This is a genomic window from Paractinoplanes ferrugineus (assembly GCF_016862195.1).
Lineage (GTDB): Bacteria > Actinomycetota > Actinomycetes > Mycobacteriales > Micromonosporaceae > Actinoplanes > Actinoplanes ferrugineus.
In genome coordinates this window covers 59171-81759 of the sequence record NZ_BOMM01000001.1, presented here as the reverse complement: position 1 = coordinate 81759, position 22589 = coordinate 59171, and the positions used below count along the sequence as shown (strand labels likewise).

Here is a 22589-nt window from a genome sequence, read left to right as displayed (position 1 = left end):
GGTGCAGCGAACACTCCGAGTGACAACTCTCACAGGTCAGTCAGGCACTCGAACGAGTTCTTCGCGCACTCGGGCGACCCGGATCCCGCCGGGAAGACTCACCGGGCCCTGCCCCCGCCAGTTGGTGACGAACGCGTCGAGGGCTTCGACGTGCCGATGCGACAGCGCCGCCCCGCCGGCCCCGAGCACCTTGGCCCACGAGTGCAGGACCCGAGTCCGGATCGCCGGTGCCAGGGCCGCCAGAACCCCGAGATCAAGGGCACGATCAGCGGTGTACGCCGCGTCCAGCGCCGCCGCGGCGAGAGCGTCGAGCGTCGCGTTGTCGGCGGCGATCTGCTCCGCCGAGCGCGCCAGGTTGGCCACCACGGCCGGCCCGAGCGCCTCGACCAGCGCGGGCAGCGCCGCCCATCGCACCCGAGACCGGGCGTACGCCGGATCCGAGTTGTGCGGGTCCTCCCACGGCACCAGGCCGAGCGCGGCGCACGCCTTGCGGGTGTCGGCCCGTGCCACGTCCAGCAGCGGCCGGCCGAAGATCCCCTTCTGCCGCGGCATGCCGGAGAGCCCCCGGGTCCCGGCACCCCGGGCCAGGGCGAGCAGGACGGTCTCGGCCTGATCGTCGCGAGTGTGCCCGAGCAGCACCGCGGCCGCCCCGACCCGGGACGCGACGGCGGACAGCGCGCCATAGCGAGCGGTGCGAGCAGCCGCTTCGGGCCCACCCGGCAGCCCGGTCACCGAGACGGTCGCCACCTCGACCGGGTCGAGCCCGATCGAGCGGCCCCAGGCCGCGACGTCGAGCGCCCGCCGGGCCGAGCCCTCCTGCAGCCCGTGATCGACGGTGACCAGACCGACCGACGACCCGACGAAGCGGGCGGCCGCGGCAAGGGCCAGCGAATCCGCCCCGCCGGAGCAGGCGACCAGGACCAACCCCGGCGGCAGAGCCCGCCGGACGGCAGTTCGAATCGCCGCCACCGACGGCGGGATCCGCGCCACCTACCCCCCGATCGCCGGCTGCGGCCCGTGCACGCGGGTCACCCAGGCGTCCGGGTCGCCGAGCTCGTCGAGCCGGGGCAGGGTCAGCGGCGAGTCGAAGACCTTGTTGAAGCCCGCCATGCCGACCCGCTCCACGACACCGTGCACGAACTTGCGGCCCTCCGCGTACTGCCGCATCTTGACCTCGATGCCGAGCAGCCGCCGGATCGCCTTCTCCAGCGGGTTGCCGCTTTCGCGGCGCCGGTTGAACTTGGACCGGATCGACTCGACCGAGGGGATCACCTCGGGGCCGACGCCGTCCATCACGAACTCGGCGTGCCCCTCGAGCAGCGTCATCAGCGCGGTGAGCCGGTCGAGCACGGCCTTCTGCGCCGGGGTCTGCACGATGTCGATGACCGAGGACCGGCTGTCCGGGTCGCGCAGCGCGTCGGAGAGGGTGGCGACGCCGCGGCGAAGCCGCTCGAGGATGTGCTCCCCGCTCTGCGACGCGTCGACGAACGCCTGCACCTCACCCAGGAAATAGCCACGCATCCAGGGCACGGCGGTGAACTGGACGCGGTGGGTGACCTCGTGCAGGCAGACCCACAGCCGGAAGTCGCGGGAGTCGGCGCCGAGCTTGCGCTCCACCTCGACGATGTTGGGCGCGTTCAGCAGCAGCTGGCCCGGGTTGCCGGAGAACACCTCGTATTGCCCGAGCACGCGGCCGGAAAGGTAGGCCAGGATCGTGCCGGCCTGCACACCGGTGACCCGCGAGCCGATCGCGTCGGCCAGGCCGCTCGGCGGCTTGTCGCCGGAGAGCCGGGACACCAGCGGGATGATCACCTGCTTGAGCCCGGTGATGTTGACCGCGGCCCAGTCCTTGCGGTCGACCACTCGCACCGGTGGCACCTCGACCTGCGGACTCAGGCCGGTGTAGGCGGTCACGTGACCGGCCGCCTCGTCGGTGAGCGCCCGCAGCTCGGACACCACCTGCATCGCATCGTCGTAGGAAACCGCCGGGCCGGATTTGGACAGCGCGCCCGCGGTTGCGGCGGCCAGGTCCCAGTCAACGAACTGCGCCATGCCACCCACCGTACCCGCGGGAATCGACCCCGTACTCCGGTGAAACCCTGACTAGCAGCCGCACTGCACCAGACGCGCCGGAACCCGGTCCAGGGCCGCCTTGGCCGTGTAGGCGTTCGCCGACCCGCTCGCCATCATCGCGAAGACCAGCAGCCGGCCGTCCGCCGTGAGCACCTGACCGGCCATCGTGTTGACCCCGCTCAGCGTGCCCGTCTTGGCCCGGACCAGGCCCCGGGCGACCTGGTTGGGCTTGGGCGCGGCGAACCGGTCCTCGAGCGTTCCGGACCATCCCGCCACCGGTAGCCCACCGAAGATCCCGGTGAGGGCCGGCTGCTGCCCGCCGGCCGCGAGCGTGAGCAGGTGGGTGAGCAGCGCCGGACTGATCCCGTTGTGCCGGGAGAGTCCACTGCCGTCGTACAGGTCCGCCTCGTCATTCGGTAGGCCCAGGTCCCGGAGCTTGGCGATGATCGCCTCGGTGGCCCCGTCGAAGGTCGCCGGCTTGCCGGCGGCGATCGCCACCTGCCGGGCCAGTACGTCGGCGATGGTGTTGTCGCTCTGCTCGAGCATCCAGTCGGTGATCTGCACCAGCGGCGGCGACTGCACCGCCCCGAGTTCCCGGGCGCCGGCCGGCGCCCGGCCACGCACGACCGTCGTGACCCCCAGCATCTTCGCGAACGCCTTGCCCGCCCCGATCGCCGGATCGGGATAACGCGGATCCCCGCCGTGCTCGTTGTGCACCGGCTTGATCCGGCCCCCGTTGGTCATCAACGGCTGGATCCGGGCCACCTGCCCGAGCGGCGAGATGTCGTCGGGCGCCCACCCGCTGGCCGTCTCCGGCCCGCTGAACAGCGTCGTGTCCACGATGACCCGGGTCGGCGCGACCCCGGCGAGCGACTTCTTCACCTGGGTGGCGAGCTCATCGAGCCGAGCCGCGCCCGGGAACAGCGCCTTGGCATCGACCGACAGCGTCGGATCACCACCCCCGACCAGCACGACCTCACCGGCACTCCCGGCCACGGCCCGCGTCGTGAGCCGATAGGCCGGCCCCCGGGCCGCGAGCACGGTCGCCGCGGTCAGCAGCTTGGTGGTCGAGGCGGGCGTCGCCGGAACGTCGGCGTTCCGTTCATAGAGCACTTTCCCCGAGGCCGCGTCGATGACCGACGCATGCACCTCGGTGCCCAGCGCCACCGACGTCATCAGCGGGTCGAGCGCGGCCTTGACCTTCCACGGATCCGGTGCCGTCCCCACCGCCCCGGCCGGCGCGAGCACCGCCGACGGCGTCGGATCCGGCGTGCGGGACACCGCCGCCCCGCTGGGCGCCGCCCCACCCCCGAGCATCCGGTCGACCGGCCCCGGCCGCACCACCGCGACGACCCCAAGCCCCAGAACCAGGACCACCGCGACCGCGAGCCAGGCGATCCACCGACGCCTTTTATCAGTACGGGATCGACCGACACTCCCGTGGCGCTCAGGCCGGCCGCCGTCGCTGCCCACGGCCGTAGCGCCGGCCCGGCCCGGCCCGGCCGCGAACGCTCCGAACCCACCGGCTCCACCCGGCTCACCCAGGCCTCGCACCTCGGCCGCCCGCCGATCGGCACCAGCCCAGCCCGACGAGCCGGCCGATGGGCCAGCCGGTGGGGCAGTCAGGGGGGCATCCGATGGAGAAGTCAGCGGGGCGGCCGGTGGGGCGGCCCACGGGCCGGTGGCCGGCAGCGGAGGCTGTCCGGTTTCCGACCCGGGGTGGGCAGGCACCCGGGCCCGGCCGGCGTTGCCGGCACGCGGGGTGGCGGGGTCCGGCCGGTTCGCGCCGGGGTTCTCGGGTCGCATCAGTTGATTTTCCGCCCGTTTCGTCCAACCAAGTTCGTACTTGCCGGTCATCCGACCGGGGACGCCGTCCCCGCACCGGCATCTCAGCATCGCTCGCCGCGCCATGCCAAGCGGGTGACCCACCATTCAGCCCAGGACCATGGCCAATCGCGCGACCACCGGACGGATTCGCATTCCACCCCGGCGGACGATGCCCGCGCACCGAACATCCGGAAGGGTCGCTCCGACGGCGGGTGGGTGGGTTACCGTTTCCTTCCGGCATGAAGCGGCTCGGGCGTGCCCTGGCGAGCGGGCTTGTTGTGTGAATCTTGCCTCCCCACGCGCCCCTCCTCTTCCGCCGCGTGAGACTTAGGGGAGACTAGCGACATCCGGCACATCGTTGCGCGCGGATCAGGCAGGCGATGATTCCTGTCCCGGTTCCCGTCATAGTGGCCGGCATTTTCGGTGGGCGAGTCAAGGGAGCTAATCATGGATTTCGACGTTCTGGTTGAGATCCCCAAGGGCCAGCGCAACAAGTACGAGGTGGACCACAAGACGGGTCGCATCCGGCTCGACCGGACCCTTTTCACCGCGACCCAGTACCCGGCCGACTACGGCTTCATCGAGGGCACCCTCGGGCAGGACGGCGACCCGCTGGACGCCCTGGTCCTGGTGCAGGAGCCGACGTTCCCAGGCTGCCTGATCCGGGCCCGGGCGATCGGCATGTTCCGGATGAGTGACGAGAAGGGCCGCGACGACAAAGTCCTCTGCGTGCCCTTCGAGGACCCGCGCCAGGAGCACCTGCGCGACATCCACCACCTGGGCGAGTTCGACCGGATGGAGATCCAGCACTTCTTCACGGTCTACAAGGACCTGGAGCCGGGCAAGTCGGTCGAGGGCGCGACCTGGGTCGGCCGGGTCGAGGCCGAGGAAGAGATCCGGGCGTCGTTCAAACGCGCCGAGACGCTCGAGGACAACGAGCACTGACCCCGAACATCCCCGCCGATTTCGAATAACGCGGGCGGCCTTTGGCCGTCCGCGTTTTCGTTTATGAAATGGAGATGTCGCCGACCGCGTCGTAGAGACCGATCACCGCGCATGCCACCGGAATCACCGAAACCACGACGAGAGTGTCGAAGAGGTCGGCGGCGCGGCCCAGATAGGGCGACGGCGGTTTCCGCGAATAGGTGGCCCCGGCGGTGATCGTGACGATGGCCAGCACGACGGCGCTGCCCACGATCGTGAGCAGAACCGGACCGTCGGCGCGCAGCAGCAGGTCGACGCCGAGGAAGAAGACCCCGCTCAGGCCGCCGATGACGAGCGGAACCCGCTGCCGGAGAGTGACGAAGAGCCGGGACCGCAGCAGCAGGGAGGCCGCCGCCACCGCGGCCAGGATGCGGGCGGAGAGCGTGCCGGCCGCGGCCAGCACGGCGAACGCGCAGGCGGCCAGCACGGTGTGGCCGAGCAGCATGCCGGCCAGCAGTTCCTCGGTGCGGGTGACGGCGGCGAAGACGGTCGCCCGGTCCGGCCGTTCGCGGGCGGCGTCCAAAGTGGTGCCGGCACCGGTGAAGCCGGCCGAGGCGTCGGTGCCGGTCGGCAACGTGACCGGCGGCGTGGGCATCTTGCCGAAGCGGATGGCCAGCAACGGCAACGCGCCGATGCCACAGACCAGCACCGAGAGCAGCACCGCCGCGGCCCCGGCAGCCGTGGTGAACATGCTGACCAGCGCGGTGAGAGCGGCCAGCAGCCCGGTCACCGCGCCGGCCGTGAACAGGCGCATCGAAGCGGCCACCCCGACGCCGCCGAGGGCGGCCGCGATCAGCAGCGCGACCGAGCCCGCGAGCAGTTCGGAGTCGCCGAGCCAGGGAATCGCCGGGAGCACCCCGACCCGGTCGTTCGACCCGACCAGGACGGCGGCCCCGGCGAACGCGTAGGGCATCGCATAGGCACCGAGGGCGGCACCGGCCCGGGCGTCGCCATAGGCCCGGGAGGCGGTCACCCCGGCCAGCGCGAGCACGACCGCGGTGGTGAGCCCGGCAATGGCCCCGGCGTTCCAGGCCGGCCCGGCGAGCAGCACCGCGATCAGGCCGAGCAGCAGGAGCACACCGGCCGCCGAGAGGGTGGCGGTGCGGGTCGACGAGGGCGTCCAGGCGCTGCCCCGGCGGCGGGCCCCGGCGGCGATCGCCTCGACGACGTCGTCGTACTCCAACTCGGGCCAGTCGTTGTGCGCCGGCACCAGGTGGAGCACTTCCCCGTCCCGTACACCCTGGGGGAAAAGCCCTTGGGACGTGGAGAGCGCGACCCCGTCGGTGCGCCGCAGCACCCACCCACCGTGTTTCTCGCCGTCGTCGGCGAGTCCCTCGCCGGCGTGCCGCAGCACCTCGGGCAGCAGCTCGGCCAGCGCGACATGCTCCGGAAGCGCGACGTCGACCCGGCGGTGAGGTGCGCTGATGGTGATCCGGGCAAGGCCGAGGCTCACGCCGTGCTCACCACAATGGAGTGAAACGCGCGGGTCATGACTCTTTTCCCATCGATGGCGACAAGGCTGCGGAACCGCTCGCACTTTACCTACCATGGGCGCTTAGCGATGTCCGGTGACGGACGGCGCACGGGGAAAGGGATGTTCCAGGCATGAGCACGGTGGTGATCAAACGGTCGGCGCGCCGCCCGGCGCCCGAGATCCCGACCGGGGAGATCGCCGTCGAGCCGCCGCCGGAGATCCCGCAGCAGGCGGGCGGGCGCTGGCAGCAGGCGATGATGGCGCTGCCGATGCTTGGCGGCTCGGTGGCGATGGCCATGATGATGGGTCAGGGCCGCGGCGGTGCGTACTCCTATGTGGTCGGTGGGCTGTTCGGCATCTCCTCGATCGCGATGCTCACCACCAGTTTCGGCGCCTCCGGCTCGCCCAAGAAGGCGGAGATGATGGCGGCCCGCCGCGAATACCTGCGGCACCTTTCCGGCCTGCGCAAACGCGTGCGCGAGACGGCCACGAGGCAACGCGTCGGTCTGCTCTACCGGCACCCCGAGCCCACCCAGCTGTGGTCCACCGCGAGCAGCCACCGGGTGTGGGAGCGTCGCCCGGCCGACCCCGATTTCGGCGTGGTGCGCCTCGCGGTCGGACCGCAGACCCTGGCCACGCCGCTGATCCCGCCGGTGACCCGGCCGCTCGACGAGCTCGAACCGATGACCGCGGGGGCGCTGCGCCGCTTCCTCGACGCCTATTCGGTGGTGCCCGACCTGCCGGTGGCCGCGTCGCTGCGCGGTTTCGCGCGGGTCTTCCTGCGCGGCGCCGGCACCCACGGCGAGTCCGAGGCGCGCGCGCTGACCCGGGCCGTGGTCTGCCAGCTCGCCACCTTCCACGCCCCCGACGACATGATCATCGCGATCTGCGCCGGCCGGGACCGGCGGGCCGAATGGGAGTGGGTCAAGTGGCTCCCGCACAACCTGCACCCGTCCCGCACCGACGCGCTGGGCCACGTTCGGCTGGTCGCCAGCACCGGCCCCGACCTGGAGAAGCTGCTCGAGGACGTGATCGGCAACCGGCCGCGGTTCAACTCGGCCGGGGCCGGCACCCAGTCACCGCACGTGGTGATCGTGCTCGACGGCATCAACCTGCAGGGCGCCACTCAGCTCGACGACGGCATCGACGGCGTCACCGTGCTCGACCTCGACGAACAGCCGCCGCGCCTGCTCGACCGTTCGCTGCTGGTGCTCGAGGTCGCCCAGCACGGCGGCCGGCGGGTGCTGAACACCTACGCGATGGACCACGAGGCCGAGGTCGGCACGCCCGACCAGCTCAGCGTTCCGCAGGCGGAAGCGGTGGCCCGCCGGCTGGCCCCGCTGCGGCTGGCCGCGATGTCCAAGTCGTCGGACACCCCGCTGGCCGCCGAGATGGGCCTGCCCGAGCTGCTCAACCTGGGCGATCCCGAGACGTTCAGCGTGGCGCGGAGCTGGTTGCCGCGGCCCAACCGCGACAAGCTGCGGGTGCCGATCGGGGTGGGCGGCGACGGCAGCCAGGTCGAGCTCGACCTCAAGGAGTCGGCGCAGGACGGCATGGGCCCGCACGGCCTGCTGATCGGCGCGACCGGCTCGGGCAAGTCGGAGCTGCTGCGCACCCTGGTGATGGCGCTGGCCGCGACCCACTCGTCGGAGACGCTCAACTTCGTGCTCATCGACTTCAAGGGTGGCGCCACCTTCTCGTCGCTCGACCGGCTGCCGCACACCGCCGCCGTGATCACCAACCTGGCCGACGAGCTGGTGCTGGTCGACCGCATGGTCGACGCGATCGACGGCGAGCTGATCCGCCGGCAGGAACTGCTGCGCAAGGCCGGCAACTACGCGAGCCTGCGCGACTACGAGAAGGCCCGCGCCGGCGGGGCCGCCCTGCCCCCGATGCCGTCGCTGCTGGTGATCTGTGACGAGTTCTCCGAGCTGCTGAGCGCCAAGCCCGACTTCATCGACCTGTTCGTCCAGATCGGACGGCTCGGCCGCTCGCTCGGGGTGCACCTGCTGCTGGCCAGCCAGCGGCTGGAGGAGGGCCGGCTGCGCGGGCTCGACACCCACCTGTCCTATCGGATCGGCCTGCGTACCTTCTCGGCCCTGGAATCGCGCGCGGTGCTGGGCGTCCCGGACGCCTACGAACTGCCTCGTTCACCCGGGCACGGCTACCTCAAGTTCGGCACCGAGCCGCTGCTGCGCTTCAAGGCGGCGTACGTGTCGGGTCCGGTGCGCAAGGCCGGGGCCGGCGCGGCGGCGGGCGGTGCGGGAGCGGTGCCGCAGGTGCTCGAATACTCCACCCGCTATCTCCCGGCCCCCAAGCCGGCCAAGCCGGTGAAGCCCGAGCCGGACGAGAACCAGACCGGCCAGAGCGTGCTCGACGTGCTTGTCGACCGGGTCAACGGCCAGGGTCCGCCGGCGCACCAGGTGTGGCTGCCGCCGCTCAACCAGTCGGCCGCCCTCGACGAGTTGCTCGGCCCGGTGGTCGCCGACCCGGCTCGCGGCCTGGCGTTCGCCAACCCGGAACTGCACGGTGCGCTCCAGGTGCCGATCGCGATGGTCGACAAGCCCCGCGAGCAGCTGCGTGACGTGCAGTGGCTGCAACTGGGCGGCTCAGCCGGTCACGTGGCCGTGGTCGGGTCCACTCTGTCCGGAAAGTCGACGGCGTTGCGGTCGATGATCTGCGGACTCGCACTCACCCACACCCCGGCCGAGGTGCAGGTCTACTGCCTCGACTTCGGCGGCGGCTCACTCGGCACGCTGCGCGACCTGCCGCACGTCGGCGGGGTCTCGGGCCGGCTCGACACGGTCGGCGTGCGGCGTACGGTCGGCGAGATCTCCACTCTGCTCACCGAGCGCGAGACCCGGTTCGCCACGATGGGCATCGACTCGATGGCGTCCTACAGGCGGCGCCGGGCCAACGCGGCCGACCTGGGTGGCAACGCGGCCGACGGCGACCCGTTCGGCGACGTGTTCCTGGTGGTCGACGGCTGGTCGACGCTGCGTAAGGAATACGAGGAGCTGGAAGGGGTCATCACCGACCTCGCCACCCGCGGCCTGTCGTACGGCATCCACGTGGTCGCCGCGACCTCGCGCTGGATGGACTTCCGCCCGGCGATCCGGGACCTGTTCGGCTCCCGGCTCGAGCTGCGACTGGGCGACCCGAGCGACTCGGCGGTCAACCGGCGGGCCGCGATGAGCGTGCCGGAGAAACCGGGCCGCGGCATCACCGACCACCCGACCGACAAGAACAAGTTCCTGCACCTGCTGACGGTGCGTCCCGAACTGAGCACGATGGCCGACACCAACGCGCTGGTCAAGGCGATCGCCACCAACTGGACCGGTCCGCTCGCCCCACGCGTACGCATGTTGCCGGCCTCCGTCCCGTACGCGGAGATGGACCTCAGCCGCAGCAGCGGCCTGCGCATTCCGATCGGCATCTCCGAGGCCGACCTCGGGCAGGTCGAACTCGACTTCGCGACCGAACCGCACTTCCTGCTCTTCGGTGACTCCGAGTGCGGCAAGACCTCGTTCCTCCGGGGCCTCGCCACCACGATCATCCGGCGGTTCGCGCCCGACGAGGCCCGGATCATCCTGGTCGACTACCGGCGCGGGCTGATGGACCTGCCCGAGTCGGAACACCGCATCGGCTACGGCATCGCGGCGCAGAAGACGCTCGAGTTGATGGAGTCGGTGGCGGGCTACATGGAGCGCCGCCTGCCGCCCGCCGACGTGACCGCCCAGCAGATGCGCGACCGTTCCTGGTGGACCGGCCCGGAGCTGTTCGTGCTGGTCGACGACTACGACACGGTGGTGGCCGGGCCGACCAACCCGCTGACGCCGCTGCTCGAATACCTTTCCCAGGCCCGCGACATCGGCCTGCACCTGATCCTCACCCGGCGGGCCGGTGGCTCCAGCCGCGCCATGTTCGATCCGGTGATCCAGCCGCTGCGGGAACTGTCGGCGCCCGGCCTGGTGATGTCCGGTCCGTCCGATGAGGGCGCTTTGCTAGGAACGGTCCGGCCCACCCTGATGCCACCGGGTCGTGGCCGTCTGGTCACCCGCCGTGAAGGGGTTCGCCTCGTCCAACTGGCGCACCTCCCGCCATACGCGTAGAAGCGACAGATTTGACAGACTCACAGTGCGATATGGATCGACCGGCCCCACCAACGCGACGCGGTTTCGGAGTAATCTGCATCGACTGTCCGGGATTGGATTGGCGATGAGTGCGGCTTCAGCGATGAGTGCGGCGAGCGTGCGTTTCGAGCCCGTCAGGGCGCGATGGTGCGTACCTGTCGGCGGTGCCGGTTGCTGACTCCACGCCGCCTGGTCGCGGCCGCCCTCGCCGGATTCATCGGCTTGAGCGCACCGGCCGCACCAGCCCTGGCCACGCCGTCCCCGGTGGCCGAGCCGGTCAACCCGCTTGTCGGCGACCAGGTCCGCGACGACCAGTGGTACCTGAAGGCGCTCGACGTGACCGGCGCGTGGACCTATGCGAACGGCACCGGCGTCACCGTCGCGGTCATCGACTCCGGGGTCGACTCCACCCACCCCGACCTGCAGGGCCAGGTGCTTCCCGGCCTGGACCTGGTCGACAGCAAGGGCGACGGCGACACCGACCTGGTCGGCCACGGCACCACGGTCTCCGCGATCATCGCGGGCCGCGGTGACGACACCACAGGCGTCATTGGCATCGCCCCCAAGGCCAAGATCCTGCCGGTCCGCGTGCTCGACGAGGAGAACCGCTACAACGACGCGATCATCGTGGCCAAGGGCGTCCGCTGGGCGGTCGACCACGGCGCCAAGGTGATCAACCTGTCGCTCGGCGGCAACGGCAGCAGCGCCACCCTGGCCGCCGCCATCGACTACGCGTTCGCAAAAGACGTCGTGGTGGTGGCCTGCACCGGAAACACGAGCGCCTCGTCCGACACCGACGTGTGGTACCCCGCTCGCGAGCCCGGCGTGCTCGCCGTGGCCGGCATGGACAAGGACAACAACGCGCTCTGGGGCGGCTCGATCACCGGCAAGGAAACAGTGGTCACCGCCCCCGCCACCCAACTGGTCGGCGCCCGTGCCGGCGGCGACTACTGGAAAGTCCAGGGCACCAGCTTCGCCTCCCCGATGGTGGCCGCCACCGCCGCGCTGATCCGCTCCCGCTGGCCCAACATGCCGGCCGGCGAAGTGATCAACCGAATCATCCGCACCGCCAGGGAGCTCGGCCCACCCGGCCGCGACGCCACCTTCGGTTTCGGCGAAGTCAACCCGACCGGCGCCCTGACCGCCGACGTCCCCGCCGCCTCCGACAACCCCCTGGACAACTCCCCCTCCCCGGGCATCGCCCGCTTCGGCAGCGCCCCCACCCCCGGCCAGGCCCAGTCCGCCCCCGACGGCTGGAACGAGCCCGCCGAAAAACCAGTGGCCGCCGGCCAGGCCGCCTCACCGACCTCCCTGGCCCCGCCCCCACAGCACAAGGCCTGGTGGCTGGCCGCCCTCTTGCTGCTGATCTCCGCCGTAACCGCCATGCTCACCGTCCGCCGCTTCGCCCACACCACCTGACCTTCACCCGCCGCCCGCGCCCGCCGCCCCAGTTGCGCTGCCGCGCCCGCCGCCCCCGTCACCGCCCCGTCACCGCCCGCCGCGCCCGTCCTGCCCGCCGCGCCGGCGTGGCCGTCAGGCCCGTGGGCTCGTGGGCCCGTGGGCTCGTGGGCCCTTGCAGCGTCAGGCCGTGGCCGACAAATCATCTTTTTTCTCCGCGGGAAGCAGACGCTCCCCTCCGCGCGTGGCACGTGACCCCCTTTTCACTGACGACGGGTATCCACTGCACTTCGAGGCCCCTTCTTCAGTGAAAGGGGCCTGGCCGACTCGGAGCGCATCCCGGGCGACCATTCGATATTGGCGCATTTCACGCGTATCGCCCTCCTGGTGTCCCGGGCGCACCCACCAGCGGGCGAACTGACGCGGCCCGAAGCCGATTCGATATGGGACGGCGCGTTCAGCACGCCGCCGGCCCGGAGAGCCCCAGGGTCGATGCTGTCCGGCACGCCGCGGGATCGACGCAGCACCACACGACGCGGCACCCCCCGACGCGGCACCGCCCGACGCGGGGGTCAGCCACAGCACGACGCGGGATCGACGCAGTGCGGAGCGATACGGAGCGCGCTTTGCGTCAGGGCGGGCGGCGTAGAGCAGGCCGCGGCGCGGGCGACGCAGCGTGGCCACAAACCCAAGCGGGACCGGTGAAGCCCGGGGGCGACACGGCGGCCGGGCCGCTCGCGGGAAGACCCAGCACGGGGCGGCCCGACGTCGGGGCGGCCCGACATCGGGGCGGAACCGGTGGGGTGAGGCGCGGAGCGGCGGTGGTGAGGCGCGATGCGCGGCGGGGTGAGGCGCGGAGCGCGGCGGGGTGAGGCGGTGGGTGGGCTGGGGCGGGGTCAGGCGCACTCGGAGGTGGAGACGCCTCTGGTGCGTTGGATGCCCTCGCTGGCGACCGGGGCGGCTTCCTTGGCGGTCAGCGCGAAGCCGGTGTTTTTGTCGTCGGCGGCGGCGGCGAAGATTACGCCGAGCACCTGGCCGTTCGGGGTGATCAGGGGGCCGCCGGAGTTGCCGCTGCGGACCAGGGAGCGGATCGTGTAGATCTCGCGGGTGACGTCGCCGGAGTCGTAGATGTCGGGGCCGGTGATGTTGCCGACGTCGCTGACCCGGGCGGACTGGGCGTCGTAGGGGCCGTCCTGGGGGTAGCCGAGGACGATGCCGCTGGCGCCGCTGCCGGCCTGCTTGGAGACGAACGGCATGATCGGGGCGCGCAGGCCGGGAACGTAGACCACGGCCAGGTCGCGCTCCGGGTCGTACACCACGACTTTGCCGTTGAGGGTGTCGCCGTTCGCTTCGACCTTGACGTCGCGGGTGCCGGCCACGACGTGCGCGTTGGTCATCACCCGTTCGGTGGCGTAGACGAAGCCGGAGCCCTCGATGCGCCGCGAGCAGCTGGGCGCGGTGCCGAGCACCTTGATGACCGAGCTCTGCGATTTCTGGACGATCTGGGAGTTCCTGAGCTTGGGGTCGGGCGCCGCGACGTTTTTGGTCCGGGTCGGCGCGAGTCCGCCGAACACGTCGGGGAAGCCGTTGGTGTCGAGGGTGTTGCGCAGCGCCGAGGACAGCGCCTGGGCCTGGTCGGGCATCAGGCCGTCGAGCCCGCGCAGGATCGCGCTGTTGCGGACCTCGCGGTTGAGCCCTTCGAACGGGGTGGAGCCGAGCGGCACCGCGATCAGCGACGCCACGACGAGCACGGCCAGCAGGGAGATCACCGCGCCGCCGGCGTCGTCGACGCGTTGCAGCGGCCGGCTGGAGATCTGCCGGCGCAGGTGGGTGCCGAGCCAGCCGGCCAGGGTCTGCCCGAGCACGGCCAGCGCGAAGATCATGCCGAGGGAGACGACGAGGCGGGCCGTCGGGTCGGCGAAGTTTTCCGCGATGAGCGGGCCGATCTGCAGGCCGATGAGCACGCCGCTGAAGAAGCCGCCGAAGGACAGCGCCCCGATGACGAAGCCCTGACGGTAACCACTGATCGCGAAGACCAGCATCAGCACGATCAGGATGACATCGACCACGGGCACCCACTCAGCGTAGCGACGGCGAGCCAATGCAGGATCATGGCAGAACCTCGTCGGGTGCGCCGCCTCGCGCGGCTGGTACCGGTACGGCTGCCGCCGGCAATTCCACTATGCGACCCGGTTGCCACGACCGTGTCCAGCCACCCATGTCGAGCAACGCCGAGATCACTCCTGCCGTGAAGCCCCAGACCAGCAGACCGCGAACCTGGAACGCCGGTCCGACCCAGCCACTGGGATGTCGCACCCGAATACGGTTCGCCGGGTCGACGAGTTCACTTATCGGTAACCGGGCGACATGTGCCACCTCGGCCGGCTGCCGGGGGCTCACCGGGTGCGGTTGCCGCCACCAGGCGAGCACCGGCGTCACCACGAACGAGCTGATCGGGATGTAGAGGTCGGGCAGCAGGGCGAGCGGCTCGGCACTGGCCGGGTCGAGGCCGACCTCCTCGGCAGCCTCGCGCAGGGCGGTGGCGACGGCGTCCACGTCGCCCGGGTCGGTGCCGCCGCCGGGGAAGGCGGGCTGGCCGGCGTGGTTGCGCATGGTTGCGGCACGCTGCAGCACGAGCAGGTCGGGGTCGCCGGACGGGTCCGCGCCGAGCAGCACCAGGACCGCGCTCGGCCGGCCGCCGTCGACCGGTGGGCGCAGGGCGGTGAAGTCTTCGGTGCGGCAGGTGCCGACCCGGCTCAGCAACGGTTCGAACCAGGACGGCAGCCCATCGGGCCGGGCGAGCAACCGTCCCTCGGTCACCGGGCCACCTCGGTTCGCGCGCTCACAGTGCCACCGCCACGCCGGTGTGCTCCTTGACCATGGCGGTCAGTTTGGCGGCGTCCAGCGGCAGCAGGTTGACATATGTCTTTCCGGCCGCGTCGATGAAGACGGTGACCGGGAGGTTGATGCCGCCGACCGCGTTAACCAGCTTTTTGTTCTCGTCGAACAGCGTCGGGAAGGATACGGCTTTGGCGGTGGCGAACGACGCGCCCGCCTCGCGGCTGTCGCCGGTGTCGACGCCCAGGACGGTGAGCTTGTCCCCGGCGGTGTCGGCCAGTCGCTGCATGACCGGCAACTCCTCGCGGCACGGCGTGCACCACGAGGCCCAGAGGTTGATCACGGCCGGCCCTCGCAGCGAGCGCAGCGACACCTTTTCCTCGCCGGTGAAGCAGGGCAGCTCGAGATCGGGCAACGTGTTGGCGGTCGCGGCCCGGCCGAAATCACAGCCGGCGAAGGGCGAGGGCGTCTTGGGGGAGGCGGAGCAGGCACCCGACAACAGGGGCAGGACAGCGAAAAGGCAGAGGAGCCGTCTCACGGCTCCTCCGGCGCGGCGACCGCGGCGGCCGGAACCAGTTCGGGGTCGACGCCGGCGGCGACGGCCAGCTCCCGGGCGCGGGGGCCCTTGAGCAGCTTGGCGGCGGCTGCCGGCTCGGTCGGGCCGGTGCCGTAGGAGGGGCACATGGCGGCCAGCGTGCAGGCGCCGCAAGCGGGCTTGCGGGCGTGGCAGACCCGGCGACCGTGGAAGATCACCCGGTGCGACAGCATGGTCCAGTCGCGTTTCTCGATGAGGTCGGCGACCAGGAACTCGATCTTCACCGGGTCTTCCTCCAGCACCCAGCCGAAGCGGTTGGTCAGCCGGCGGAAGTGGGTGTCGACGGTGAGACCGGGAACGCCGAACGCGTTGCCGAGGATCACGTTCGCCGTCTTGCGGCCGATGCCAGGCAAGGCGACCAGCTCGTCGAGCTTGCCGGGAAGCACGCCGTCGTGTTTGTCGAGGAGCGCGTGACCCAGTTTGATCAGCGAGTCGGTCTTGGCCCGGAAGAAGCCGGTCGGACGCAGCAGCTCCTCCATCTCGGCCCGGTCGGCGGCGGCGTAATCAGCGGCCGTCACGTAGCGCTTGAACAACGTCGGCGTCACCTGGTTCACCCGCACGTCGGTGGTCTGCGCCGAGAGGATGGTGGCGACCGCCAACTCCAGCGGGGTGGTGAAGTCGAGCTCGCAATGCGCGTCGGGGTGCGTCTCGGCCAAGACCTTGGCCATCTTGCGGGCGCGTCGTTTACGCCCGATCGGCGTCTCCCGCGCGAAGCGCTTCGCCGATGGCACCACCTGCTGAGTCACCGGTAAAGAGTACGTCGCGGGTACGACAGGTTCGCGTCACGCACGGGCCCGGATCGACCCGTCCGCACCGATCTCCGCCGCGGTGTCGCCGAAGTCCGCCTGGCTGAGCTGCGCCACCAGCTTGCGGCCCATCTCCTGCGAGGTGTCCCGGGTCGGGAGGCCGACAGAACTCATGTACGTCGAAAGGAACTCTCCGCCGGCATAGGTGCCGTCCTTGGTCAGTTCGACGCGCAGGATCCCGCCGTACTTCAGCACACCGGTGCTGGAGAGCGTCTTCCCCCCACCGGCGAAGTTGCCGAGGCTGTACGCGATCAGCTTGCCCTTGTAGAACTCCATGCCCCGCAGCACGTGTGGACTGTGCCCGACGACCAGGTCGGCACCGGCGTCGATGACCGTGTGACTGAACTTGATCGGGTCGCCCCGGTTCTCTCCGTGGAACAGTTCGCTGCCCGGCTTGACGTGCTGCATCGTGGCGCCTTCGGCCCCCATGTGCACCTGCACGACGACCAGGTCGGCCTGCTGCTTGGCCTTTTCGACGACGGCCCGGGAGTGGGCGAGGTCGTTGAGGTTGTTGGCGCCCGCGTACCCGGAGAAGCCGACGACCGCGACCTTGACGCCCTTGCTCTGCACGACGGTGATCTCGTCGAGGTTGCCGGTGTATTTGAGGCCGGCGTCGTCGAGGGCGGCCCGGGTGTTCTTCGCGCCGGCCGTGCCGAAGTCCTTGGTGTGGTTGTTGGCGAGGTTCATCAGCTGGAACCCGGCGTCCTTGAGGTGCTTGGCGTAGGACGGCGGGGAGCGGAACGCGAAGCAGTTGGGCGAGGGCGGCGAGCCGCACTTGGAGGCGCCGGTGTCGTCGGTGAGCGGCTGCTCGAGGTTGCCCATCACGACGTCGGACTTGAGGCCTTCCGTCACCGAGTCGAAGAAGCCGGCACCGTCGTCGGGCGGCATCTTGCCGGGTGCGTTGCTCATCATGATGTCGCCGGTGGCGGAAAGCGTGATCGTGTCGACCTGCGCCGATTCCGTTTTAGAGGGCTTTGCGGAACTCGTCGCCTTTGTCGGGCCGACCGAAGCGGCCTGCCATTGCGGTTTCGGGTCGCCCCCGCTATTCGCGAACGCGACAGTTCCGGCACCGACCCCCAGCAGGGCGGCCAGGACAATCGTGACAGTGAGGACAGGCCTGCCGAAAAGGCCCGGACGCGGTGCAGGGGGGTGGGAATTCATCGACGGCGACGATACCTTCAGGTGGCAACGCGGACGAACCGACTAAAGGCCTGTATCAGTCCAACCGGACCGATGAAAAACACGGCCCGTCACGGTCGGATTGGTTACCCTGCGGTATCTGGATCAAGGGGTGCCTGCCCGATTCCCGCCCGCGTGCGCCTAGACTGATCGAGCGCAGGTGTTGCGCGTGTTCGGAGGTGCGGCGATGGATGAGGTGCTGGCGCGGAGCGGGATCTTCCAGGGCGTTGACCCGGAAGCCGCCGAGGCGCTCGCCAAGGAGATGGACACGGTCGAAGTCCGCAAGGGCGACGTCCTGTTCAACGAGGGCGAGGCCGGTGACAGCCTGTACATCGTGCTGTCCGGCAAGATCAAGCTGGGCCGCCGCGCCGCGGACGGCCGGCAGAACCTGGTTTCGATCATGGGCCCGTCCGACATGGTCGGCGAGCTGTCCCTGTTCGACCCCGGGCCCCGCACGGCCACCGCGACCGCAGTGACCGACGCTCGGCTCGCTCGGCTCAAGAAGACGTCGCTGCGCCCGTGGCTGAACAACCGCCCGGAGATCGCCGAGCAGCTGCTGCGGGTTCTCGCTCGCCGGCTGCGTCGCACCAACGACGCCCTGGCCGACCTGATCTTCACCGACGTGCCCGGCCGCGTCGCCAAGAACCTGCTCCAGATGGCCGGCCGCTTCGGCACCCGCGACGGCGGTGTGTTGCGCGTCACTCACGACCTCACCCAGGAGGAGCTGGCCCAGCTGGTCGGCGCTTCCCGCGAGACGGTCAACAAGGCGCTCGCCGACTTCGCCTCACGCGCCTGGCTCCGCCTGGACGGCAAGAGCGTGATCATCCTGGACCCGGAGCGCCTCGCGCGACGCGCTCGAGTCTGATCCTCCAGAGGCCGTTTGCGGGCGCGGTACCGCAAACGGCCCTTTTACGCCCGAAAAGGCGATGAAGCCGCCGCATTCAGATCCGTGTCGCACCTGCTCGGCCGCTCGTTACGGAGGTGGTCGAGAGGCACCGGCGAACACGGAGAGGGCGCGGCTTTGAACACAGGGGGCGTAAGGCGCTACGGGGTCCCGTCGTGACCGTGCTCGACACGGCGATCGACCCGCGCACCCCTGCCTACCTGGAGAGCCGCGGCGTCGCCCTGGAACGGCTCGGCAAGCTGGAAGCGGCGCTCGACGAGGCTCGGGCCGGCGGCGGCGAGAAGGCTGTGACCAGGCATCATGCCCGCGGCAAGTTGTTGCCTCGGGAACGCGTCGAGATGTTGCTCGACCAGGACAGCCCGTTTCTCGAGCTGTCCCCGGCAGCGGCCTGGGGCACCGAGTTCGCGGTCGGCGCGGGCGTGGTCACCGGCATCGGCGTGGTCGAGGGCGTCGAATGCATGATCATCGCGACCGACCCGACGCTGCCGCGGAACCCGGTCGACCCGTACCCGATCGAGAAGATCCGCCGGGCCGCCCGGATCGCCGCGACCAACCGGCTGCCCCTGATAAATCTGGTCGAATCGGCCGCCGAACCGGTCGAGGGCGGCCCGCAGCCCGGTGGCGGCCTGGCCCGCGACCTCGGCCGGCTCGCCGCCGACCGGGTGCCGTCGTTCTGCGTGGTCTTCGGGCCGATCAGCGGTGAGGCCGCACTCCTGCCCGAGCTGTCCGACTACACGATCACGGTGCGGATGACCGCCGGCCGCACCGGCCCGGCCGATCAGCTGGCCGAGGACGAGCGGGACGGCCTGCGCCTCGCCCGCCAGTGTGTCCGGCGGCTCAACTGGCGTAAGCGTGGTCCGCAGCCGCGTACGTTCCTGCCCGCGACACCCAAGTACGACCCCGAGGATCTGCTGTCGATCGTCGGCCTCAAGGACCAGGACCCCCGCGAGATCCTCGCCCGGATCCTGGACGGCAGCGACTTCGACGAGTTCAAGCCGGCCCAGGGCAGTGCACTGCTCACGGGCTGGGGCGAGCTGCACGGCTATCCGGTGGGGGTGCTTGCCGGCACCGGCGCCCCGCATTCCCCGGCCGAGTCGCAGAAAGCCATCCACTTCATTCAGCTCGCCAATGCCACCGACACCGCCCTGGTGTTCCTGACCGCCCAGTTCGGCCCGGCCGAGACCGAGGCGCTGGCCCACTCCACCGTGCCGCACCTCGCCCTCGACACCGGCCGCACCGGCGACCCCCGCTTCGTGTTCAGCTGGCCGGCCGACGCGCCGGTCGGTCGTGACGACGACGGTGTCATCGACCCCCGCGACACCCGTACCGTCCTCGGTCTCTGCCTCTCCGCTGTGCACAGCGCGGTCGTCGAGGGCGCCGGGCACGTCGGGGTGTTCCGATCCGGAAAGGTTGACCAGTGATCCGACGCCTGTTGGTGGCAGACCGTGGGGAGATCGCCCGCCGGGTGTTCGCCACCTGCCGCCTGGTCGGCATCGAAACGGTCGCCGTCTACTCCGACGCCGATTCCGACGCGCCGCACGTCGGCGAGGCGGACTACGCGGTCCGGCTGGACGGTGGCGTCCCGGCCGCCGCATACCTCCGCGGCGACCTGATCATCAAGGCCGCGCAGCGAACCGGCGCCAACGCGATCCACCCGGGAAACGGCCGGCTGGCCGAGGATCCCGACTTCGCGGCCGCCGTCGCCGAGGCCGGGATGATCTGGGTCGGCGCGCCCGCCGAGACCCTCGGCACGCTGCGCAGCAAGAGCGCCACCAAGGCGCTGGTCGCCGAGGCCCGGGTACCGGTGCTGCCGACGTACACCGATCCGGCGAAGGTGCCCGACTTCCCGGTGCTGATCAAGCCGGACGCCGGCAGCGGCGGGGCCGGCATGCGGGTGGTGCGGGACGCGACCACGCTCGCCGAGGCGGTCGCCTCGACCCGGCGTGAGGTCGGCGGGGACGTCTACTGCGAGCCGTACGTCGAGGACGTCCGGCACATCGAGATCCCGATCCTGTCCGACGGGCACGGTTCGATCGTGCCGTTCGGCGAGCGGGAGTGCTCGGTGCAGCGCCGCTACCAGCAGATCATCGAGGAGACCCCGTCCCCGGCGGTCGACCCGGGACTGCGCGAGGAGCTGTGCCGGGCGGCGATCGTGGCGGTCCGCACGATCGGCTACGTCGGTGCCGGTGCGGTCGAGTTCCTGCTCGACGCCGAGGGCGACTTCTGGTTCCTCGAACTCACCCCCACCCTGCAGGCCGAGCACGCGGTCACCGAGTGCGTCTCCGGCTACGACCTGGTGCGCCTGCAACTGCTGGTGGCCGAGGGCGGCGTCCTGCCGATGCCGGGGCCGCCACCGATCCGCGGGCATGCCATCGAGGTACGCGTCTGCGCCGAGGACCCGGCGTACGCCTGGCTGCCCGCCTCCGGCACGCTGCACCGTTTCGCCGTCCCCGACGTGGCCGCCGAGTTCCGCCCGCTCCCCCAGCCGGGCCTGCGCCTGGACGCCGGGGTGGAGGACGGCTCGATGGTCGGCGTGCACCCCGACCCGACCCTGGCCAAGCTGATCGCGTGGGCGCCGACCCGGCAGGAGGCGGCCCGGATGCTGGCCTCGGCGCTGACCCGCACCCAGCTGCACGGCGTGGCCACCAACCGGGATCTGCTGGTCCGGGTGCTGCGCCACCACTCGTTCCGCAGCGGCGACCTGGACACCAACTTCCTCGACCGGCGGCCCGAGGTGTTCGCGCCGCTGCTGTCGGCGGTCGACGCCGTACGCATCTCCTGCCTTGCCGCCGCACTCGCCGGTGCGGCCGGACGGCGCGCGACCGCCGCCGTGCTCGCCTCGCTCCCGTCGGGCTGGCGCAACGTCCCGTCCGGCTCGCAGACCGCGGTCTACGACGGTCCGGCCGGCCCGGTCGAGGTCGGTTACCGGATGAACCGTTTCGGTGAGCTGTCCGGCTGGTGGGTGCGCGCCGTGGACCCGGAGGAGCTCGACCTGGCCGGCCTCGGTCAGGCCCCGGTGCTCGACGATCACCCGCGAACCGTGGTGGTGGTAGCCAGTGACGAGCGGGTGGTGCTCGACGTCAACGGCATCCGGTTGACCTTCAACGTGCACCGGGTCGGCGAAGTGTCCTACGTGGACAGCCCGGAGGGCTCGGTGGCGTTGCGTGAGCTGTCCCGCTTCCCGCTGCCGGCCCCGGAGGCGGCCGAGGGCTCGCTGATCGCCCCGCTGCCCGGCGCGGTCCGCCGCGTGCTTGTCGTGCCCGGTCAGCGGGTGCGCGCGGGCGAGCTGCTGCTGACGCTGGAGGCGATGAAGCTGGAGCACCCGGTGCACGCGCCGAGCGCCGGGGTGGTGGCCTCGCTGCCGGTGCACCCGGGGGCCGAGGTGAACACCGGCGAGTTGCTAGCGGTTCTGGATCCCGAGTAGGCCGTGGAACCACCGCTTCTTCGGCTGTTTCAACTGGTGACGCACCGTCGGCGTGTCGTCACCGTGTCCATAGCGGGGTGGCGGTGGCGTCCAGGGCCGGCTCGAGCCGTCCAGGTCGACCTTGGCGAGCAGTTCGTAGAGCTGCTCGGCGGTCGGGCGGGACGCCGGGTCGTTGTCCATGCCGTAGCGCAGGACCTGGATCAGCTCCGGCGGCACCCCCGGCAGATCGGGAATGTGCCGGTGGAAGAGGTCCAGCAGGGTGATCAGGCTGGGGCTGCGGTCGGTGTCCCAGCGCGGCGGGTGGCCCCGCATCACCGCGTAGAGGGTGGCGGAGAGCGCGTAGACGTCGACCGCCGGTGACGGGCTGTCGTGCCGGAACGACTCGGGCGGAGCGTAGGCCGGGGTCAGCACCTCGAGGTTTACCGACGAGTCGCGCATCTCGCCCAGTACGGCCAGGCCGAAGTCGGCGAGCACGGCCGAATTGAAGTGCGAGTAGAGGATGTTGGCCGGCTTGACGTCGCGGTGCAGCACCCCGTTGGCGTGCGAGTGCACCAGCGCGTCGGCGATCTTCATGCCGAGATCACGGGCCTCGGCCGCGCCGAGCGGCGAGACGCGCATGCGATCCAGGTATGACCCGTCGCAGAGCTCCATGATCAGGTAGGGGTGCTGGTCGACGGTGACACCCACGTCGAACAGGTCGACCACGTGCGGGTGCGACGACATCTTGCCGGCCGCCCGCGCCTCCCGCAGGAACCGCGCCTGGTCACGGTTGCTCTCCAGGCGGCGGTTCTCCATCTTGATGGCGACCTCACGGCCGACCGAATCCTGGGTGGCGCGATAGACAGTTGCGTGTCCACCCCGCGCCATGACTGACAAACCCGACATCCCCGGCACGTAGGGGGTCGGCAGTCGTCCTGGCGGGGTCTCCGTCATGCCACAGAACTTACGCGCTCA

16 protein-coding genes are annotated in these 22589 nt (G+C 71.0%); 6 read left to right on the top strand and 10 right to left on the bottom strand.

Going from position 1 to position 22589, the window contains the following annotated elements:
• Nucleotides 1-36: 36 nt before the first annotated feature.
• The 3 genes from tilS to dacB are packed head-to-tail and all read right to left on the bottom strand — an operon-like array spanning nucleotide 37 to nucleotide 3450.
• Nucleotides 37-990: a tRNA lysidine(34) synthetase TilS gene (tilS, locus tag Afe05nite_RS00340; RefSeq protein WP_203814869.1), complete on the bottom strand. Its 954-nt coding sequence runs from the start codon at nucleotides 988-990 to the stop codon at nucleotides 37-39.
• Nucleotides 991-2052 carry a zinc-dependent metalloprotease gene (locus Afe05nite_RS00335; RefSeq protein WP_203814868.1) on the bottom strand — a complete coding sequence of 354 codons (1062 nt, stop codon included), beginning with the start codon at nucleotides 2050-2052 and terminating at the stop codon, nucleotides 991-993.
• A gap of 51 nt (nucleotides 2053-2103) precedes the next feature.
• Nucleotides 2104-3450 carry a D-alanyl-D-alanine carboxypeptidase/D-alanyl-D-alanine endopeptidase gene (dacB, locus tag Afe05nite_RS00330; RefSeq protein WP_239117439.1) on the bottom strand — a complete coding sequence of 449 codons (1347 nt, stop codon included), beginning with the start codon at nucleotides 3448-3450 and terminating at the stop codon, nucleotides 2104-2106.
• 897 nt (nucleotides 3451-4347) lie between these two features.
• Between dacB and Afe05nite_RS00325 the strand changes: the two genes are divergently transcribed.
• Nucleotides 4348-4845, top strand: a complete 498-nt coding sequence (locus Afe05nite_RS00325; RefSeq protein ID WP_203814866.1) for an inorganic diphosphatase — start codon at nucleotides 4348-4350, stop codon at nucleotides 4843-4845.
• A 61-nt stretch (nucleotides 4846-4906) separates the two neighbouring features.
• On the opposite strand, the gene eccD is transcribed toward Afe05nite_RS00325, so the two are convergent.
• Nucleotides 4907-6337, bottom strand: coding sequence for a type VII secretion integral membrane protein EccD (gene eccD / locus Afe05nite_RS00320; RefSeq protein WP_203814865.1), 1431 nt, complete (start codon nucleotides 6335-6337; stop codon nucleotides 4907-4909).
• A 152-nt stretch (nucleotides 6338-6489) separates the two neighbouring features.
• On the opposite strand from eccD, the gene eccCa reads away from it, so the two are divergent.
• Nucleotides 6490-10470 carry a type VII secretion protein EccCa gene (gene eccCa, locus Afe05nite_RS00315; protein WP_203814864.1) on the top strand — a complete coding sequence of 1327 codons (3981 nt, stop codon included), beginning with the start codon at nucleotides 6490-6492 and terminating at the stop codon, nucleotides 10468-10470.
• Nucleotides 10471-10635: 165 nt separating this feature from the next.
• Nucleotides 10636-11910 (top strand): type VII secretion-associated serine protease mycosin, encoded by a 1275-nt coding sequence (gene mycP, locus Afe05nite_RS00310; protein ID WP_203814863.1) that lies wholly within the window; start codon nucleotides 10636-10638, stop codon nucleotides 11908-11910.
• An 875-nt stretch (nucleotides 11911-12785) separates the two neighbouring features.
• Here mycP and Afe05nite_RS00305 read toward each other — a convergent pair.
• Genes Afe05nite_RS00305 through Afe05nite_RS00285 form a run of 5 tightly spaced genes read right to left on the bottom strand, consistent with a single transcriptional unit; the run spans nucleotide 12786 to nucleotide 17289 of the window.
• Entirely contained in the window at nucleotides 12786-13964 is a 1179-nt protein-coding gene (locus tag Afe05nite_RS00305; protein ID WP_203814862.1) for a MarP family serine protease, read from the bottom strand.
• 34 nt (nucleotides 13965-13998) lie between these two features.
• Nucleotides 13999-14709: an NUDIX hydrolase gene (locus Afe05nite_RS00300; RefSeq protein ID WP_203814861.1), complete on the bottom strand. Its 711-nt coding sequence runs from the start codon at nucleotides 14707-14709 to the stop codon at nucleotides 13999-14001.
• A gap of 22 nt (nucleotides 14710-14731) precedes the next feature.
• On the bottom strand, nucleotides 14732-15265 hold the full coding sequence (locus tag Afe05nite_RS00295; protein WP_203814860.1) for a TlpA family protein disulfide reductase: 534 nt from the start codon (nucleotides 15263-15265) through the stop codon (nucleotides 14732-14734).
• The gene (nth, locus tag Afe05nite_RS00290) at nucleotides 15262-16068 is read right to left on the bottom strand and encodes an endonuclease III (protein ID WP_275407432.1); all 807 of its coding nucleotides are present in this window, start codon (nucleotides 16066-16068) and stop codon (nucleotides 15262-15264) included. The genes Afe05nite_RS00295 and nth overlap by 4 nt, the downstream gene beginning before the upstream one ends.
• 36 nt (nucleotides 16069-16104) lie before the next feature.
• On the bottom strand, nucleotides 16105-17289 hold the full coding sequence (locus tag Afe05nite_RS00285) for a CapA family protein (protein WP_203814859.1): 1185 nt from the start codon (nucleotides 17287-17289) through the stop codon (nucleotides 16105-16107).
• Between the two features lie 205 nt (nucleotides 17290-17494).
• On the opposite strand from Afe05nite_RS00285, the gene Afe05nite_RS00280 reads away from it, so the two are divergent.
• The 3 genes from Afe05nite_RS00280 to Afe05nite_RS00270 all read left to right on the top strand — a co-directional run bounded on the left by Afe05nite_RS00280 (nucleotide 17495) and on the right by Afe05nite_RS00270 (nucleotide 21635).
• The gene (locus tag Afe05nite_RS00280) at nucleotides 17495-18172 is read left to right on the top strand and encodes a Crp/Fnr family transcriptional regulator (RefSeq protein ID WP_020515203.1); all 678 of its coding nucleotides are present in this window, start codon (nucleotides 17495-17497) and stop codon (nucleotides 18170-18172) included.
• 194 nt (nucleotides 18173-18366) lie between these two features.
• Entirely contained in the window at nucleotides 18367-19632 is a 1266-nt protein-coding gene (locus tag Afe05nite_RS00275) for a carboxyl transferase domain-containing protein (protein WP_203814858.1), read from the top strand.
• Nucleotides 19629-21635 carry an acetyl/propionyl/methylcrotonyl-CoA carboxylase subunit alpha gene (locus Afe05nite_RS00270; protein ID WP_203814857.1) on the top strand — a complete coding sequence of 669 codons (2007 nt, stop codon included), beginning with the start codon at nucleotides 19629-19631 and terminating at the stop codon, nucleotides 21633-21635. The genes Afe05nite_RS00275 and Afe05nite_RS00270 overlap by 4 nt, the downstream gene beginning before the upstream one ends.
• Here the strand turns inward: Afe05nite_RS00270 and Afe05nite_RS00265 are convergent.
• A complete protein-coding gene (locus Afe05nite_RS00265; RefSeq protein ID WP_203814856.1) occupies nucleotides 21612-22568 on the bottom strand; it encodes a serine/threonine-protein kinase in 957 nt (318 codons plus the stop codon). The genes Afe05nite_RS00270 and Afe05nite_RS00265 overlap by 24 nt on opposite strands.
• Nucleotides 22569-22589 lie beyond the last annotated feature (21 nt).

Excerpts from the sequence above, each read along its gene's own strand:
- Afe05nite_RS00335 (WP_203814868.1), bottom strand. The coding sequence starts at position 2,052 with ATGGCGCAGTTCGTTGACTGGGACCTGGCCGCCGCAACCGCGGGCGCG.
- Afe05nite_RS00325 (WP_203814866.1), top strand. The coding sequence starts at position 4,348 with ATGGATTTCGACGTTCTGGTTGAGATCCCCAAGGGCCAGCGCAACAAG.
- eccCa (WP_203814864.1), top strand. The coding sequence starts at position 6,490 with ATGAGCACGGTGGTGATCAAACGGTCGGCGCGCCGCCCGGCGCCCGAG.
- mycP (WP_203814863.1), top strand. The coding sequence starts at position 10,636 with ATGGTGCGTACCTGTCGGCGGTGCCGGTTGCTGACTCCACGCCGCCTG.
- Afe05nite_RS00285 (WP_203814859.1), bottom strand. The coding sequence starts at position 17,289 with ATGAATTCCCACCCCCCTGCACCGCGTCCGGGCCTTTTCGGCAGGCCT.
- Afe05nite_RS00280 (WP_020515203.1), top strand. The coding sequence starts at position 17,495 with ATGGATGAGGTGCTGGCGCGGAGCGGGATCTTCCAGGGCGTTGACCCG.
- Afe05nite_RS00265 (WP_203814856.1), bottom strand. The coding sequence starts at position 22,568 with ATGACGGAGACCCCGCCAGGACGACTGCCGACCCCCTACGTGCCGGGG.